12 protein-coding genes are annotated in these 16,104 nt (G+C 60.4%); 7 read left to right on the forward strand and 5 right to left on the reverse strand.

Annotation, left to right across the window (positions count from 1 at the left end; genetic code table 11):
* Positions 1-5 precede the first annotated feature (5 nt).
* Both xdhC and guaD read left to right on the forward strand, forming a co-directional pair.
* Positions 6-848: a xanthine dehydrogenase accessory protein XdhC gene (gene xdhC, locus AC1DWG_RS07285; RefSeq protein ID WP_477755851.1), complete on the forward strand. Its 843-nt coding sequence runs from the start codon at positions 6-8 to the stop codon at positions 846-848.
* Positions 849-856: 8 nt separating this feature from the next.
* Positions 857-2,161: a guanine deaminase gene (guaD, locus tag AC1DWG_RS07290; RefSeq protein ID WP_477762384.1), complete on the forward strand. Its 1,305-nt coding sequence runs from the start codon at positions 857-859 to the stop codon at positions 2,159-2,161.
* 144 nt (positions 2,162-2,305) lie between these two features.
* On the opposite strand, the gene AC1DWG_RS07295 is transcribed toward guaD, so the two are convergent.
* Positions 2,306-3,070 (reverse strand): GntR family transcriptional regulator, encoded by a 765-nt coding sequence (locus AC1DWG_RS07295; protein WP_008050187.1) that lies wholly within the window; start codon positions 3,068-3,070, stop codon positions 2,306-2,308.
* A gap of 350 nt (positions 3,071-3,420) precedes the next feature.
* Between AC1DWG_RS07295 and AC1DWG_RS07300 the strand changes: the two genes are divergently transcribed.
* Entirely contained in the window at positions 3,421-4,611 is a 1,191-nt protein-coding gene (locus AC1DWG_RS07300; RefSeq protein ID WP_477787564.1) for a benzoate/H(+) symporter BenE family transporter, read from the forward strand.
* Between the two features lie 142 nt (positions 4,612-4,753).
* Here the strand turns inward: AC1DWG_RS07300 and AC1DWG_RS07305 are convergent, their stop codons facing one another.
* Positions 4,754-5,098: a YggL family protein gene (locus tag AC1DWG_RS07305; RefSeq protein WP_007971486.1), complete on the reverse strand. Its 345-nt coding sequence runs from the start codon at positions 5,096-5,098 to the stop codon at positions 4,754-4,756.
* A gap of 234 nt (positions 5,099-5,332) precedes the next feature.
* On the opposite strand from AC1DWG_RS07305, the gene dacB reads away from it, so the two are divergent.
* Positions 5,333-6,793 carry a D-alanyl-D-alanine carboxypeptidase/D-alanyl-D-alanine endopeptidase gene (gene dacB, locus AC1DWG_RS07310; protein ID WP_477752616.1) on the forward strand — a complete coding sequence of 487 codons (1,461 nt, stop codon included), beginning with the start codon at positions 5,333-5,335 and terminating at the stop codon, positions 6,791-6,793.
* Positions 6,794-6,928: 135 nt separating this feature from the next.
* Here dacB and AC1DWG_RS07315 read toward each other — a convergent pair whose 3' ends face one another.
* Both AC1DWG_RS07315 and rlmKL read right to left on the reverse strand, forming a co-directional pair.
* Complete coding sequence (locus AC1DWG_RS07315) at positions 6,929-9,328, reverse strand: sensor domain-containing diguanylate cyclase (RefSeq protein ID WP_477787565.1); 2,400 nt, start codon at positions 9,326-9,328, stop codon at positions 6,929-6,931.
* Between the two features lie 228 nt (positions 9,329-9,556).
* The gene (rlmKL, locus tag AC1DWG_RS07320; RefSeq protein WP_477762387.1) at positions 9,557-11,827 is read right to left on the reverse strand and encodes a bifunctional 23S rRNA (guanine(2069)-N(7))-methyltransferase RlmK/23S rRNA (guanine(2445)-N(2))-methyltransferase RlmL; all 2,271 of its coding nucleotides are present in this window, start codon (positions 11,825-11,827) and stop codon (positions 9,557-9,559) included.
* Between the two features lie 529 nt (positions 11,828-12,356).
* On the opposite strand from rlmKL, the gene rmf reads away from it, so the two are divergent.
* The gene (gene rmf, locus AC1DWG_RS07325) at positions 12,357-12,572 is read left to right on the forward strand and encodes a ribosome modulation factor (RefSeq protein ID WP_150745412.1); all 216 of its coding nucleotides are present in this window, start codon (positions 12,357-12,359) and stop codon (positions 12,570-12,572) included.
* 159 nt (positions 12,573-12,731) lie between these two features.
* On the opposite strand, the gene AC1DWG_RS07330 is transcribed toward rmf, so the two are convergent.
* The gene (locus tag AC1DWG_RS07330) at positions 12,732-13,751 is read right to left on the reverse strand and encodes a quinone-dependent dihydroorotate dehydrogenase (protein ID WP_477752612.1); all 1,020 of its coding nucleotides are present in this window, start codon (positions 13,749-13,751) and stop codon (positions 12,732-12,734) included.
* Positions 13,752-13,979: 228 nt separating this feature from the next.
* Here AC1DWG_RS07330 and AC1DWG_RS07335 point away from each other — a divergent pair, with 228 nt between their 5' ends.
* Positions 13,980-15,191 (forward strand): CmpA/NrtA family ABC transporter substrate-binding protein, encoded by a 1,212-nt coding sequence (locus AC1DWG_RS07335; RefSeq protein ID WP_477787566.1) that lies wholly within the window; start codon positions 13,980-13,982, stop codon positions 15,189-15,191.
* A gap of 15 nt (positions 15,192-15,206) precedes the next feature.
* Positions 15,207-15,782, forward strand: a complete 576-nt coding sequence (locus AC1DWG_RS07340; RefSeq protein WP_108218906.1) for an ANTAR domain-containing response regulator — start codon at positions 15,207-15,209, stop codon at positions 15,780-15,782.
* Positions 15,783-16,104: the final 322 nt, after the last annotated feature.

A 16,104-nucleotide genomic window follows, 5' to 3' on the forward strand; every position in this document is an offset into this window, starting at 1 on the left:
TGTTTATGTATAACTGGATCGACGCCCTCGCCGACCTGCAAAACCGGGGTGAGCCCTGCGTGCTGGTGACCATCATCGAAGAGCTCGGCTCGACGCCGCGCAACGCTGGCTCGAAGATGGTCATCAGCGCGAACCAGAGCTTCGACACCATCGGTGGCGGGCACCTGGAATACAAGGCCATGAAGATCGCCCGCGAGATGCTCGCCAGTGGCAAGCAGGACACGCATCTGGAGCGCTTCAGCCTCGGTGCCAGCCTCGGCCAGTGCTGCGGTGGTGCAACCGTTTTGCTGTTCGAACCGATGGGGCAGGTTCAAGCGCAGATCGCCGTGTTCGGTGCTGGCCACGTCGGCCGCGCCCTCGTTCCGCTGCTGGCCAGTCTGCCTTGCCGGGTGCGCTGGATCGACTCGCGGGAGGAGGAATTCCCCGAGCATATCCCCCACGGTGTGCGCAAGATCGTCAGCGAAGAACCGGTGGATGAAATCGATGACCTGCCCGCCGGCAGCTACTGCATCGTGATGACCCACAACCATCAACTCGACCTCGAACTGACCGCTGCGATCCTCAAGCGCAACGACTTCGCCTACTTCGGCCTGATCGGTTCGAAGACCAAACGGGTGAAGTTCGAACATCGCCTGCGCGACCGCGGTTTCGACAACAGCGTCGTGCAACGCATGCGCTGCCCGATGGGCATCGGCGAAGTCAAAGGCAAGTTGCCTGTGGAAATCGCCATCTCCATCGCCGGTGAAATCATCGCCACCTATAACGCGAACTTCGGGCAGCACACCGCCAGCGCCGGATCGATTGCCAAACTGCTGCCTGCGTCACGCCGCAGCCAAGCCTCCAATTGAGAATCCCCATGCCACTGACTCGCAAAGCTTACCGCGCCGCCATCCTGCACAGCATCGCCGACCCCGCCATCGTTGGTATCGAAGCCTCCTACGAGTATTTCGAAGACGGCTTGCTGGTTGTGGATAACGGGCAGATCAGCGCCCTCGGCCACGCCAGCGAATTGCTGCCGACCCTGCCGGCTGACGTCGAAATCACCCACTATCAGGACGCACTGATCACTCCCGGCTTCATCGACACCCATATCCACCTGCCGCAAACCGGCATGGTCGGCGCCTACGGCGAGCAATTGCTGGACTGGCTCAACACCTACACCTTCCCGTGCGAAAGCCAGTTCGCCAACAAGGCCCATGCCGATGAAGTCGCGGACATTTTCATCAAGGAACTGCTGCGCAACGGCACCACCACTGCGCTGGTATTCGGAAGCGTGCACCCGCAATCGGTGAACTCGTTCTTCGAAGCCGCCGAGCAACTGGACCTGCGGATGATCGCCGGCAAGGTGATGATGGACCGCAACGCCCCGGACTACCTGACCGACACCGCCGAATCCAGCTACGTCGAAAGCAAGGCGCTGATCGAGCGCTGGCACGGCAAGGGTCGCCTGCACTATGCAGTGACGCCACGCTTCGCACCGACCAGCACCCCGGAACAGCTGACCCTGGCCGGCCAGTTGCTGACCGAGTACCCGGATCTGTACATGCAGACCCACATCAGCGAAAACCTCAAGGAAATCGAGTGGGTCAAGGCGCTGTTCCCGGAGCGCAAGGGTTACCTGGACGTCTACGACCACTACCGGTTGCTCGGCGAGCGCTCGGTGTTCGCCCACGGCGTGCACCTGTGCGATGACGAATGCGCGCGACTGGCGGAGACCGGTTCGGCCATCTCGTTCTGCCCGACCTCGAACTTCTTCCTCGGCAGCGGCCTGTTCAACCTGCCGATGGCCGAGAAGCACAACCTCAATGTCGGCATCGGCACCGATGTCGGCGGCGGCACCAGTTTCTCGCTGCTGCAAACCCTCAACGAAGCCTACAAGGTCATGCAACTGCAAGGTGCACGCCTGAGTCCGTTCAAGTCGCTGTACCTGGCCACCCTCGGCGGCGCTCGTGCGCTGCGCCTGGAAGACAAGATCGGCAACCTGCAACCGGGCACCGACGCCGACTTCCTCGTGCTGGACTACAACGCCACACCGCTGCTGGGCTATCGCCTGAAGCAGGCCAATAACATCGCCGAGACGTTGTTTGTGTTGATGACTCTGGGGGATGACCGGACTGTTCAGCAGACCTATGCGGCGGGGAACCTGGTGCATCAGCGCTAAGGTTTTTCCGGGCATAAAAAATCCCCTGCACTCTACGGTCCGGGGGATTTTTGTTGCCGGGCAGAAAGATCAAAAGATCGCAGCCTGCGGCAGCTCCTACAGGGAACGCGCCCCTCTGTAGGAGCTGCCGCAGGCTGCGATCTTTTAAAGCTTGGCGGTCGACCGCCCAGGCTTCTTGGTCTGCAGCAAATGCGAGAACACCGCATGCAGATCATCCGAAGCACTTTCTTCGTCGAGGTTGAGCTTGCTGTCGATGTGATCCATGTGATGCATCATCAGGTTGACCGCCAGTTCAGCGTCGCGCTTTTCGATGGCGTCGATCAGCTGGGTGTGCTCGTCGTAGGAGCAGTGAGAACGGTTGCCGCTTTCGTACTGGGCGATGATCAGCGACGTCTGGGACACCAGGCTGCGCTGGAAACTGATCAGCGGCGCGTTTTTCGCCGCTTCTGCCAGTTTCAGGTGGAATTCGCCCGACAGGCGGATGCCGGCACCACGGTCGCCACGGGAAAAGCTGTCGCGTTCGTCATTGACCATCTGGCGCAATTCGGCAATCTGCTCGGCGGTGGCGTGTTGCACCGCCAGCTCAGTGATCGCGCGCTCGACCAGACGCCGGGCCATGAACACCTGGCGCGCCTCTTCGACACTCGGACTGGCGACCACGGCGCCGCGATTCGGACGCAGCAGCACCACGCCCTCATGGGCCAGGCGCGACAAAGCGCGGCGAATGATGGTGCGGCTGACCCCGAAAATTTCCCCCAGCGCTTCTTCGCTCAACTTGGTGCCGGGCGCCAGGCGCTGTTCGAGGATGGCCTCGAAGATATGCGCGTAGACAATATCGTCCTGGGTACCGCTACGGCCGGCTTTGCCTGCTCGCGGTTGTTTCTTTAGGGGTTGCAACTGTTCGTTCATGGGCACTCGAGTCGGAAGAACTGCGGCGAATTGACGGTGACTGTATTACGGCACGGTGGGTCGCTGGCAAGTATCGCGTAAATAACATAGCGATTGTACACAATGGACGGTGGCAACACGACTGTACGGCTGAATGTTGCTTCGGCTGTATCGCAACGCCTGGTTACTTTTGAGTTTAGGCTTAAACCCGAAATCCGTGGGTTGAACAGATCCATTGTAGGAGCCGGCTTGCCGACGAAGGCGTCCTCGGGCTTTGTGCAAACCTTGAGGACGCCTTCGCTGGCAAGCCAGCTCCTACAGGGGCGAGCAGGATTTCGGATATTTTCATCCTTATAAGGAACACCACCGTCATGAACGACGCCACGCACGCGCAGCTCCGCCCTTTGGCCGACACCTCGCCCTCGGCCATCGTCGCTGGCTTCATCGCCATGATGACCGGTTACACCAGTTCCCTGGTGCTGATGTTCCAGGCCGGGCAAGCCGCAGGGCTAAGCAGCGGGCAGATTTCTTCGTGGATCTGGGCCATCTCGATCGGCATGGCGGTGTGCTCGATTGGCCTGTCCCTGCGCTATCGCACGCCGATCACCATTGCCTGGTCGACCCCCGGCGCCGCGCTGCTGATCACCAGCCTGGGCGGCGTGAGCTACGGCGAAGCCATCGGCGCCTACATCACCTGCGCGGTGCTGGTGACAATTTGCGGGCTGACCGGCAGCTTCGAACGGCTGATGAAAAAGATTCCCGCATCCCTGGCCGCCGCCCTGCTGGCGGGGATCCTGTTCAAGATCGGCAGCGAGATTTTCGTCGCAGCGCAAAACCGCACCGCCCTGGTACTGGGGATGTTTGTCACTTATCTGGTGGTCAAGCGCCTGTCGCCACGCTATGCGGTGTTGGCTGCATTGCTGATCGGCACGGCATTGTCGGGCTTCATGGGGCTGCTGGACTTCAGCGGTTTCCACCTGGAAGTGGCCACGCCGGTCTGGACCACGCCGCACTTCTCCCTGGCCGCGACCATCAGCATCGGCATCCCGCTGTTTGTCGTCGCCATGACCTCACAAAACATGCCCGGCATCGCCGTATTGCGCGCCGATGGTTACACGGTGCCCGCTTCGCCGCTGATCACCACCACCGGCATCGCCAGTTTGCTGCTGGCACCGTTCGGTTCCCACGGGATCAATCTGGCGGCGATCAGCGCGGCGATCTGCACCGGACCGCACGCCCATGAGGATCGCCACAAACGCTACACCGCAGCAGTCTGGTGCGGGGTTTTCTACGGGATCGCCGGGGTGTTCGGCGCGACGCTCGCAGCATTGTTTGCCGCGCTGCCCAAGGAACTGGTGCTGTCGATTGCGGCGCTGGCGCTGTTCGGCTCGATCATCAACGGCTTGAGCATCGCCATGAACGAAGTGAAGGAACGTGAAGCAGCGCTGATCACCTTCATGGTCACGGCATCGGGGCTGACGCTGTTTTCCATCGGTTCGGCGTTCTGGGGGATTGTCGCGGGGGGTTTGACGTTGGTTATTCTGAATTGGCGCAAGGCCTGAAAAAGCAAAAGATCGCAGCCTTCGGCAGCTCTTACACAAGCATATGCGTACATCTGTAGGAGCTGTCGAGTGAAACGAGGCTGCGATCTTTTGATCTTCGCAAAAAAAACGGCGACCCTTGGGTCGCCATTTTTTTAGAACATCAAGCTACCGGATTGATCGGCTTTTCCGGGTACCAGACGTCCAGCAGCGGGCTGACTTCAACGCTGGTCAGCTCGGTGCGGCCTTTGAGCCAGGCTTCAACGGCAGCGCGCTGTTCAGCGCTGACCGAGCCACGCTTCTGCAGGCAAACCAGACCGTAGTCGTCGCCGCCAACATAACCCAGACCGTTGGCTTCCATGGCTTCTTTGAGGAACGCATCGAGGAAAGCATCAATGGCTTCATCAGCCAAATCTTCTTTGAAATCCAGGTTCAGTTCGAAACCCAGCTCTTGAAATTCATCGACGCACAGTTTTTTGCGCAGACGCTGGGAACGGTTAGTCGCCATTGGAACAATCCTCTTAAGTAATAACGGGCGGCACTTTAGCAGTTTAAGCCGCCGATTGCCTGACTCTCTGGGCCACCACGCCTACCGTCGGTAAAAAAATAGCCGATCCAAATGCCCACGCACGGCCCAAGTGGTGACACCTTGGGGCATAATGCCGACACTTTCATGACCATTGAGGGAATTTATCTCCATGCCCTCACCTTATTTCCCCTCGGCTGTAGGGTTTTATTTCAGATGATCAAATCTTTGCGTCCATTGCTGTTGGCCGGTTTTCTTCTCCCACTGGCCCTCTCCGTTTCCGCCGCTCCAATCAATACCGCGTTGTCGCCCAACGTTGAAAAAGCCCTGAAAGCCAGCAAGTTGCAGGACAACGCCCTGTCGCTGGTGATGATCCCGCTCACCGGTCCCGGCACCCCGACGGTGTTCAATGCCGACGTGTCGGTCAACCCGGCGTCGACCATGAAACTGGTCACCACCTACGCGGCCCTGGAAATGCTCGGCCCGAACCACCAGTGGAAAACCGAGTTCTACACCGACGGCACCTTGAGTGGCGGCATTCTCAACGGCAACCTCTACCTCAAGGGTGGCGGCGATCCGAAGTTGAACATGGAAAAACTCTGGCTGCTGATGCGCGACCTGCGTGCCAACGGCGTGACCCAGGTCACCGGCGACCTGGTGCTGGATAAAACCTTCTTCGTACAACCGCAACTGCCGGAGTTCAATGACGACGGTAACGACGAGAACAAGCCGTTCCTGGTCAAACCTGACTCGCTGCTGGTCAACCTCAAGGCGCTGCGCTTTGTCGCACGCAATGATTCGGGCAAGGTGCTGGTCTCGGTTGAACCGCCGATTGCAACCATCCGCATCGACAACCAGGTCAAGGCCCTCAATTCCAAGCAATGCACTGGTGGCGTGCGTTACAACCCGGTGGCACAGACCGATGGCAGCGTGACCGTGACGGTCGGTGGCCAACTGGGTGAAGGCTGCAGCTCGCAGACCTACCTGTCGCTGCTCGACCACGCGACCTACACCGCTGGCGCCGTCCGCGCAATCTGGAAGGAACTGGGTGGCAGTATTCAGGGCAAGGATGTGCTGGCGCCTACACCGAAAGACGCCAAGGTCCTGGCCCGGGCGTTCTCGCCGGACCTGGCGGAAATCATCCGCGACATCAACAAGTACAGTAACAACACCATGGCCCAGCAGTTGTTCCTGAGCCTCGGTCAACGCTTCCGTACCGATGCCGATGGTGACGACGCCAAGGCCGCCCAGCGTGTCGTGCGTCAGTGGCTGGCGAAAAAGGGCATCACCGCGCCGCACCTGGTGATGGAGAACGGCTCCGGCCTGTCCCGTGCCGAGCGCGTCAGCGCCCGGGAAATGGCCTCGATGCTCGAAGCTGCGTGGCACAGCCCGTATGCCGCCGAGTACATCAGTTCGATGCCGATTGCCGGCACCGACGGCACCATGCGCAAACGCCTGAAGACCACTGCCATGCGCGGTGAAGCCCACGTCAAGACCGGCACCCTGAACACTGTGCGGGCGATTGCCGGTTTCAGTCGCGACGTCAACGGCAACACCTGGGCGGTGGTGGCGATCCTCAACGACAAGGCCCCGTTCGGCGCCTCTTCGGTGCTCGATCAGGTGCTGCTGGACCTGTACCGCCAACCGAAAATGCCGCAGACGGCTTCGGTGTTGTAGAGCATCACGAACCTGTAGGAGCTGCGATGCGGCGTTCCGACTTGCCAGCGAATGCGGCCGTTCAGTCAACATGAATGTTGAATGACAAATCGTCTTCGCTGGCAAGCCAGCTCCTACAGGGATTGCGTGCACCCTCTAGTTCATTTCCTCTTCTACTCGATCCCTTCCCGCCTGCTTCGCCGCATACACCCCCGAATCCGCGCGCAACAGCAAGGCATCGGCGCCCTCCCCGACCCGCCAACTGGCAATCCCGAAACTGGCGGTGACCGTACCGACACCTTCAATGGGTGAACTGCGCAAGCCTTGCCACAATTGCAGGGCCAACACGTAGGCATGTTCGCCGCTGATATCCGGGCACAGCACCATGAACTCCTCACCGCCCAGGCGGCAGAACACATCGGTGCGACGCAGCCGGTGACTGATCCGCTCGCACACTGCCTGCAACACCCGATCACCGATGGCATGGCCATGCAGGTCATTGATGCGCTTGAAATGGTCGATATCGAGCATGATCACCGACAGATCCCCACCGCCGCGCTCCACCCGGGCCATTTCGGTGGTCAAGCGCTCCTGGAAATAGCGCCGGTTGTGGATACCGGTCAGCGAATCGGTGACCGACAACGCGCGCAACTCTTCCTCCACCCGCTTCATATCGGAAATGTCCGAGACGTAGCCGTGCCACAGCACGCCGCCACCGGGCAGCTCCTCCGGCGTGGCCTCGCCACGCACCCAACGCAGACCCCGTTGCGGCAATTGCACGCGGTATTCCTCGCGCCACGGGCTGAGGGTGTCGGCCGAGGCGCGAATCGAGGCGCGGACCCGTGTGGTGTCCTGGGGGTGAATCCGGGTGAAAATCGCCTCGGCATTTTGCAGCAGCACGTCAGGTTCCAGCTCGTAGATCTCGCGAATGCCGTCGCTGGCGTAGATCACGCTGAATCGCCCGTCGAACTCCATCTTGAACTGGTAGATGCCACCGGGCACGTGGGCGCTGAGTTTCTTCAACAACAGGTCCCGCGCCGCGAGTGCCTCGTGGACCCGTTTGCGTTCGGTGATGTCGATGCACACCGCCAGGTGCCCGACCCACAGGCCTTGTTCGTCGAGCACTGGCGTGGCGAGCATGTTGACCATCAAATGGCTGCCATCGCCGCGCACCAGCGTCCACTCTCGCGCCTCGTGGTTGCCCTCCACCTCGCCTTCGACCAGCATCGCGTGGCAGGTTGGAACCGGCTTGCCATAGCGTGCGCTCAACTCCGCCGAACGAGCGACCAGTTCCCGGGGCAGGTGCAGGTTTTCCAGGGTCATGTGCCCCACCACCTCGGCGCTGGTATAGCCGAGCATCTGCTCGGCACCGGCGTTGAAGGTGCTAATGACGCCACGCAGGTCGGTGGCGATGATCGCAACCTGGGTAGCGGCATCCAGCACGCCACGCAACTGACCATGGGTACGACGCAGCTCCTGTTCTCGATCCCGCAGCTCCCGGGTGCGTTGCTCGACCAGTTTCAGCGCCCGTTGCCGCTGACTGACCAGCACATACAGCAAGGCACTGAGCAACACGCTGAGCAAACCACCTAACACCACCAGACTGGTCACGGAGGAATGGTTGGCCTGCAAGAACGCGTCGCTGGGCTGGATATCGACTTGATAGTCATGGTCGGCCATGCGCAACAGGCGCGTGGCGGACAACTCGCTGATAGCCGGCGGGTTGGCCGACTCGAACAGCACCTCGTGCTGCTCGTCGGTCGACAAATCGAGGATGCGCACCGAGAGATAGTCACGGCTCGCTTCCGGCAGTCCGTCCGCCAGCAACTGGCGCATGCTGATCACTGCCATGACATAACCGTAGGGTTTCGTGGCTTTGTGTTCCTGACTGTTATGTTGCGTGACCGGCGCGACCAGCAGCACGCCTCGCGCATAAGCCGGCTCGATACTCACCAGTTGCATCGGTTGCGACACCGCCATGCCACCACGCTGATCGGCCCGATCGAGCGTGGCACGCCGCAACGGCTGGGCCAGCAAGTCGTAACCGAGGGGAGAACCGAGTCTGCTTTGCGTCTGGCTATACAGGACCGCTACGTACTCATCTCGCTCGCCGGCCAGTTGCAATTGGCCGTCGGCGTTGAGCTCTCTCAGAGTGAAGCTGCTCAAGCCTTCGTCACGCACTCGCCCCTCAAACGCCGACCGCTCGTCACGAGTGATCCGTTCGGCATAGGAATAAGCCTGGGTTCGCAGGAGCAAAGGTTGGGTGTAGCCGTCGAATTCCGCTCGGGACACCGAATCGGAATTGGCGAAAAACCGGCGCAGGCCGTCGAGGCGCTGCTCCTGATCTTCGAAACGCTCTTCGATACGGCTGTAACGTTCACTGGCCAGCAGTTGGAAACGTTGCCGCAATTGATGGTGAAACAGATTAAGTGTCGACCACGCCAGCAACCCGGTGAGCACCCCGCCGACCAGCAATACCAGCAGCGCGACCAACCAGGCCGACGCATCTTCGCTGATAAAACCCAGGATCTTGGGGCGCACGGCGTGCAACGACATAAAACACAACTCAAAACGCCAAGTGCGGGAAAGCCCTTTGGCCTAGAGTTGAGTTATAGCTATTAGCCACTAATTTGACCAGCACTGATGGGATCCTGTAGGAGCAGCCGGTCGACGCTCGAGTGCTCGCGATGGTAGCAAGAGTACCGCGTGACTCCAGAAGGCACGCGTTATCGTTATCGACCATCGCGAGCAGAGCTCGCTCCTACAGTGAATCAACACAGCTATTTAGCGAGCCATGATTTTCCAGGCGCGATGGATCTTGGCGTTGCGGGAAAAATCCGGATCGATGGTCTGGGCAGTGATTTCCTCGACCGCATAACGCTCGCCGAGATTGGCTTCCAGTTCGAACTTGCGGAAGTTGTTGGAGAAGTACAACACGCCGCCGGGCGCCAGTCGCGCCATGGCCAGGTCGATCAGTTGCACCTGGTCGCGCTGCACGTCGAAGACACCTTCCATGCGCTTGGAGTTGGAGAACGTCGGCGGATCGATGAAGATCAGGTCGTACTCGTCACGACTGGCTTCGAGCCACGCCATCACATCGCCCTGCTCCAGGCGGTTCTTGTCGGAAAAACCGTTCAGCGACAGGTTGCGCCGCGCCCAGTCCAGATAGGTTTTCGACAGGTCGACACTGGTAGTGCTGCGCGCGCCGCCCTTGGCCGCATGCACACTGGCCGTCGCGGTGTAGCAGAACAGATTGAGGAAGCGTTTGCCCGCCGCCTCTTTCTGGATACGCATGCGCATCGGCCGATGGTCGAGGAACAGACCGGTGTCGAGGTAGTCGGTGAGGTTCACCAGCAGCTTCACGCCGCCTTCATTGACCTCGACGAACTTGCCCTGCGCCGCCTGGCGCTCGTACTGCCTGGTGCCGCTCTGACGCTCGCGGCGTTTTACCACCACGCGGCTCTTGTCGATGTTCAACGCCTGCGGGATGGCTGCCAGGGCATCGAACATGCGCCCCGAGGCCTTTTCCGGATCGATGGATTTCGGCGCGGCGTACTCCTGGACGTGGACCCAATCCTGATACAGGTCGATGGCCATGGAGTATTCCGGCATGTCGGCATCGTACACGCGGTAGCAGTCGATGCCTTCACGCTTGACCCACTTGCCCAGGGTCTTGAGGTTCTTTTGCAGGCGGTTGGCGAACATCTGCCCGCCTTCGCTCAGGCGCGGCTGCTCGATCACCGGAGCCGGTGCCGGCGTCGGTTTGATCGGGTTGCCGTTTTTGTTGAACTTGCGTTCTTGCGGTTCGTTCGGCGCCTGATCGTAAGCAGCTTGCTCACGCTCGACCTGGCGCTGTTCCGGAGTACGACGCTCGCCGGTGACGAACTGATCCGGCAGCACCTTGATCAGCAGCAGCTTGCACGGCAAGGCGCCGTTCCAGAACGAATACTGCTTGTGGCTGCGGATCCCCATGCGCTTGCCCAGGTCCGGCGCACCGGTGAACACCGCCGCCTCCCAGTTCAGGCAGGCCTGACGCAGGCGCTCGCCGAGGTTCTGGTAGAGGTAGAGCAGGCTCGCTTCGTCACCCAGACGCTCGCCGTATGGAGGGTTACAGATCACCAGGCCTTTCTGGTTCTGGTCCGGGCGCGGCTCGAAAGTCGCGACCTCACCCTGGTAGATTTTGATCCACTCGCTCAGGCCGGCACGCTCGACGTTGTTACGACCCGGTTGGATCAGCCGTGGATCGGCTTCATAGCCGCGAATCCACAATGGTGTTTTGGCCAGGCCGGCCGCTGCACGTTCGGAAGCTTCTTCGTGCAGTTTTTTCCACAGCGCCGGGACGTGACCGAGCCAGGCGGTGAAGCCCCACTGCTCGCGACGCAGGTTCGGCGCGATGTCGGCGGCGATCATCGCCGCTTCCACCAGGAAGGTACCGACACCGCACATCGGGTCGGCCAGCGCGCCGCCTTCGGCCGCGATACGTGGCCAGCCGGAACGAATCAGGATGGCGGCCGCGAGGTTTTCCTTCAGCGGTGCCGCGCCTTGCTGCAGGCGATAGCCGCGCTGGTGCAGGCTGTGACCGGACAGGTCAAGGGACAGAATGGCTTCGCCACGGTCCAGGCGCAGGTGAATGCGCAGGTCCGGGTTGAGCTTGTCGATGGACGGACGGTCGCCTTGCGGAGTACGCAGCTTGTCGACGATGGCGTCCTTGACCTTCAACGCACCGAAGTGAGTGTTGTCGATGCCCGAGCCATGACCGCTGAATTCGACGGCCAGGGTGCCGTCATTGAGCATGTGGTCTTGCCACTCGATGTCCAGCACGCCGTGGTACAGGTCTTCGGCATCCTTCATCGGAAAACGCTTGAGCACCAGCAGCACGCGGTTGGCCAGGCGCGACCACAGGCACAGGCGATAAGCGGTTTCCATGGTGGCCATGCCGCGCACGGCAGAGGTGTGCTCCCGCGCTTCCTCAAGGCCAAGCCCGACGGCTTCCTCGATGAGCAGGCCTTCAAGGCCTTTTGGGCAAGTGAGGAAGAGTTCGAAACGATCGGACATGGGAATTCCAGAACCTTTAGCTGAGTGACCGGGCAACGCATTGCCGGTCCGGTTTTCAATCAGGCGCTTTTCTCGAAGAGCGCCCGCGTGGCACGAAGGTGTGCCGTTCCACCCCTGCTGCCCGGGTTAAATGAGCTTAGATGCAAGGACAGATAAAAAAGTTGATGCAACAAAATGTCATAAATCGACCCTTCGTCGAATAGTGCTTCCCGGCAACGGGAGCCATTCTCACTAAAGGATTAAGCCCATCATCCAGCGCAGGGCCGATCATACCGGGGTTTGGCCAATAAATACGCTACAAACGCTCTGTTACTTATGGCGTTAGCACATGAACAGTTACGTCCTTATGACAAAACGATCATTCCCTCGATGTGACGCATTGGTTAGAACTCAATACAGGTTGGCGCTGCAATGACGCCAACACCTTGGCTCGTCACGCCGGCAACGAGCCCCCAACGGCAGAGTTTTCTGCCAGACCTCAATTGAGGTCGACGCGATAAATACAGTCAACAAGTGAGGGCAACACCCTATGAGAAGACTTAAGCGTGATCCGTTGGAAAGAGCATTTTTGCGCGGATATCAATATGGCGTTGGTGGTAAATCCCGTGAGCTTTGCCCCTTTACTCTACCGTCGGTACGTCAAGCCTGGATCAACGGCTGGCGAGAAGGACGCGGCGACAACTGGGACGGTATGACCGGCACTGCGGGAATCCACAAACTCAACGAACTTCACGCCGTCGGCTAATTACAGGGCACAACACTCCGACACGACAATCTGATTTTGTACCGAGTTAACCATGCGCGTCCCATCCGGACGGCGGGCTCCGGCCCAAGGGCTCCTTTAAAGGAGCCCTTTTTTATGCCTGCCAGAAACACCGCCACAAAAAAGCCCTTCAAGTAGCCCTCAGCGCAGGGCCGCGATGGCGTCTACCGACTCACGAATCAGCGCCGGGCCTTTGTAGATGAAGCCCGAGTAGATCTGCACCAGGCTCGCGCCTGCGGTGATTTTTTCTGCGGCGTGCTTGCCTTCGGTAATGCCGCCGGCAGCGATGATCGGCAGCCGACCACCCAGTTCCGATGCCAGCACTGTCACGGTGTGGGTGCTCTTGTCGCGAACCGGTGCGCCGGACAAACCACCGCCTTCGTCACCATGCTCCAAGCCTTCGACGCCTACGCGGCTCAGGGTGGTGTTAGTCGCAATGACGGCATCCATTCCGGTTTCGATCAGCGCTTGCGCAACCTGTGCGGTTTCTTCGTCGCTCATGTCCGGCGCGATCTTGATCGCCAGCGGTACATGTTTGCCATGACGCAATGCCAGTTCCGCGCGGCGCTCGGCCAGATCGGCCAGCAACTGCTTGAGCGAGTCGCCGAATTGCAGGCTGCGCAGGCCCGGCGTGTTCGGCGAACTGACGTTGACCGTCACATAGCTGGCGTGGGCGTAAACCTTGTCCAGGCAGATCAGGTAGTCGTCCACGGCACGCTCGACCGGCGTATCGAAGTTCTTGCCAATGTTGATGCCCAGCACGCCCTTGTACTTGGCCGCTGCCACGCGAGCCAGCAAGTGATCGACGCCGAGGTTGTTGAAACCCATGCGATTGATGATCGCCTCGGCTTCCGGCAAACGGAACAGGCGTGGCTTCGGGTTGCCCGGCTGCGGACGCGGCGTGATGGTGCCGATTTCGACAAAACCGAAACCCAGTTGGGCGAAACCATCGATGGCCGCACCGTTCTTGTCCAGACCGGCGGCCAGTCCCACCGGATTCGGGAAGTCCAGGCCCATGACATTCACCGGCATCTTCGCCGGGGCCTTGCACAGCAAGCCGTTGAGCCCAAGACGCCCGCCCGCGCCGATCAGGTCCAGGGACAGATCGTGGGAGGTTTCCGGGGAGAGTTTGAACAACAGCTGACGGGCCAGGGTGTACATGGGCGGATTTGACTCGATTGGCGGCGAATTGAGGCGGCGATTATAGCCGGGCAACGGGGTGGCAAGCGAGGCGCGTAATCAAATCAACAGATAATGGCATATGCCTTGCACCACTCTGGGCACCAGCACCCATGCCAACGACCGAATGTGTGCAAAGACAATGGCGTCGTCCCCGGCCTGCTCACGCAAGAACTCGGGACGACGTTTTTTTTGCAAGGTGAACACGCGATGAACGAAACGTCAGCCGACCCTCTGGCCTGGGTCAATGGCAGCGATGCCCCGGAAAAAACCGAAATCAATCTCGGCTTCATGGCCCTGAGCGACTGCGCCTCGGTGGTGGTCGCCGCCACCCAGGGCTTCGCCCAACCCCACGGCTTGACCCTGAACCTCAAGCGTCAGTCGTCCTGGGCCAACCTGCGGGACAAACTGGTCAGCGGTGAACTCGATGCCGCCCACAGCCTCTACGGTCTGATTTATGCCGTACACCTGGGCATCGGTGGCGTGGCCGCGACCGACATGGCTGTGTTGATGGGCCTGAATCAGAACGGCCAGAGCATCAACCTGTCCCGCGGCTTGCAGGCGCTTGGAGTGACCAGTCCTGAAGCACTGGATCGGCACGTGCACCAAACTCGCTCAAAACTCACCTTCGCCCAGACGTTTCCAACCGRCACCCACGCCATGTGGTTGTATTACTGGCTCGCCAGCCAGGGCATTCACCCATTGCAGGATGTCGACAGCGTGGTGGTGCCGCCACCGCAAATGGTCGCGCACCTGCGAGCCGGGCGTATCGACGGGTTCTGCGTCGGCGAACCCTGGTCCGCCAGCGCCGTGCAACAGGACCTCGGCTTCACCCTGGCCACGACCCAGACCCTCTGGCCCGATCATCCGGAAAAAGTCCTCGGCTGCACCCGCGCGTTCGTCGAGCAATACCCCAATACTGCCCGGGCGTTGGTGATGGCGGTTCTGGAGGCCAGCCGTTTCATCGAAGAAAGCACCGAGAATCGCCGCAGTACCGCACAATTGCTCAGTGCCGATCAGTACCTTGACGCGCCACTGGACTGTATCGAACCGCGCCTGCTGGGCGAATACGCCGACGGCCTTGGCCATCGCTGGCAAGACCCGCACGCACTGCGCTTGCACGGGGATGGCGAGGTCAACCTGCCGTACCTGTCCGACGGCATGTGGTTCATGACCCAGTTCCGCCGCTGGGGCTTGTTGCGCGATGACCCGGACTATCTCGCTGTGGCCCGGCAGGTCCAGCAACTGGACCTCTACCGTGAGGCCGCCAGTGCCGTCGGCGTCGCCTCACCAGCTGAGGAAATGCGCAGCAGCCAGTTGATCGACGGCAAGATCTGGGACGGCTCGGACCCGGCCGGTTATGCCCGCAGTTTCAAACTGCACGCCATGAGCGACAGCTCCCATCGATCCGCCAGCCGCTGACAGGAGACCACGAACATGCTGCGTATCCTGCTGATCAACGACACCGCCAAGAAAGTCGGACGCCTGAAGGCCGCCTTGACCGAAGCCGGATTTGAAGTGATCGATGAATCCGGCCTGACCATCGACCTGCCCGAACGCGTCGAAACGGTGCGTCCGGATGTGATTCTGATCGATACCGAGTCACCGGGTCGCGATGTCATGGAACAAGTGGTGCTGGTGACTCGCGACCAGCCACGACCGATAGTGATGTTCACCGACGAACACGACCCCGGTGTGATGCGACAGGCGATCAAGTCCGGAGTCAGTGCCTACATCGTCGAAGGCATTCACGCACAACGCCTGCAGCCGATTCTCGATGTGGCCATGGCACGCTTCGAAAGCGATCAGGCCTTGCGTGCCCAGTTGCAAGCCCGCGACCAGCAACTGGCCGAGCGCAAGCGCATCGAACTGGCCAAGGGGCTGCTGATGAAAATGAAGGACTGCAACGAGGAAGAAGCCTACACGCTGATGCGCCGCCAGGCGATGAGCCGACAGCAGAAGCTGATTCAAGTGGCGGAGCAGATTATTGCCATGAGCGAATTATTGGGTTGAACAACAAAAGATCGCAGCCTTCGGCAGCTCCTACAGGGGAATGTGTGCACCCCGTAGGAGCTGCCGAAGGCTCGGGCCGCGTTCGGACGATCTTTTTTGCTTTACGCACATTTCCGATATGGCACAGATCTGGCTAGGTAATCACCACAGGTAACCAACGGCGGTTGCCCCACCTACGACAAAGACGTCGCGCACCTCATTTGCCCCTGGCGAATCGGGTGGCGGCGTTTTTTCGTTTTGGCCCCACAGCACGGGGCCGGTGGTGCGGCCGTATCGGCGCCCCACCTGCAAGCTCATGACTCCTTTCGAGACTCTTCACAGC

It is taken from the genome of Pseudomonas sp. P4_B3 (genome assembly GCF_056402295.1).

Excerpts from the sequence above, each read along its gene's own strand:
- dacB (WP_477752616.1), top strand. The coding sequence starts at position 5,333 with ATGATCAAATCTTTGCGTCCATTGCTGTTGGCCGGTTTTCTTCTCCCA.
- AC1DWG_RS07315 (WP_477787565.1), bottom strand. The coding sequence starts at position 9,328 with ATGTCGTTGCACGCCGTGCGCCCCAAGATCCTGGGTTTTATCAGCGAA.
- AC1DWG_RS07295 (WP_008050187.1), bottom strand. The coding sequence starts at position 3,070 with ATGAACGAACAGTTGCAACCCCTAAAGAAACAACCGCGAGCAGGCAAA.
- guaD (WP_477762384.1), top strand. The coding sequence starts at position 857 with ATGCCACTGACTCGCAAAGCTTACCGCGCCGCCATCCTGCACAGCATC.
- AC1DWG_RS07300 (WP_477787564.1), top strand. The coding sequence starts at position 3,421 with ATGAACGACGCCACGCACGCGCAGCTCCGCCCTTTGGCCGACACCTCG.
- AC1DWG_RS07340 (WP_108218906.1), top strand. The coding sequence starts at position 15,207 with ATGCTGCGTATCCTGCTGATCAACGACACCGCCAAGAAAGTCGGACGC.
- rmf (WP_150745412.1), top strand. The coding sequence starts at position 12,357 with ATGAGAAGACTTAAGCGTGATCCGTTGGAAAGAGCATTTTTGCGCGGA.
- xdhC (WP_477755851.1), top strand. The coding sequence starts at position 6 with ATGTATAACTGGATCGACGCCCTCGCCGACCTGCAAAACCGGGGTGAG.
- AC1DWG_RS07305 (WP_007971486.1), bottom strand. The coding sequence starts at position 5,098 with ATGGCGACTAACCGTTCCCAGCGTCTGCGCAAAAAACTGTGCGTCGAT.
- AC1DWG_RS07330 (WP_477752612.1), bottom strand. The coding sequence starts at position 13,751 with ATGTACACCCTGGCCCGTCAGCTGTTGTTCAAACTCTCCCCGGAAACC.
- rlmKL (WP_477762387.1), bottom strand. The coding sequence starts at position 11,827 with ATGTCCGATCGTTTCGAACTCTTCCTCACTTGCCCAAAAGGCCTTGAA.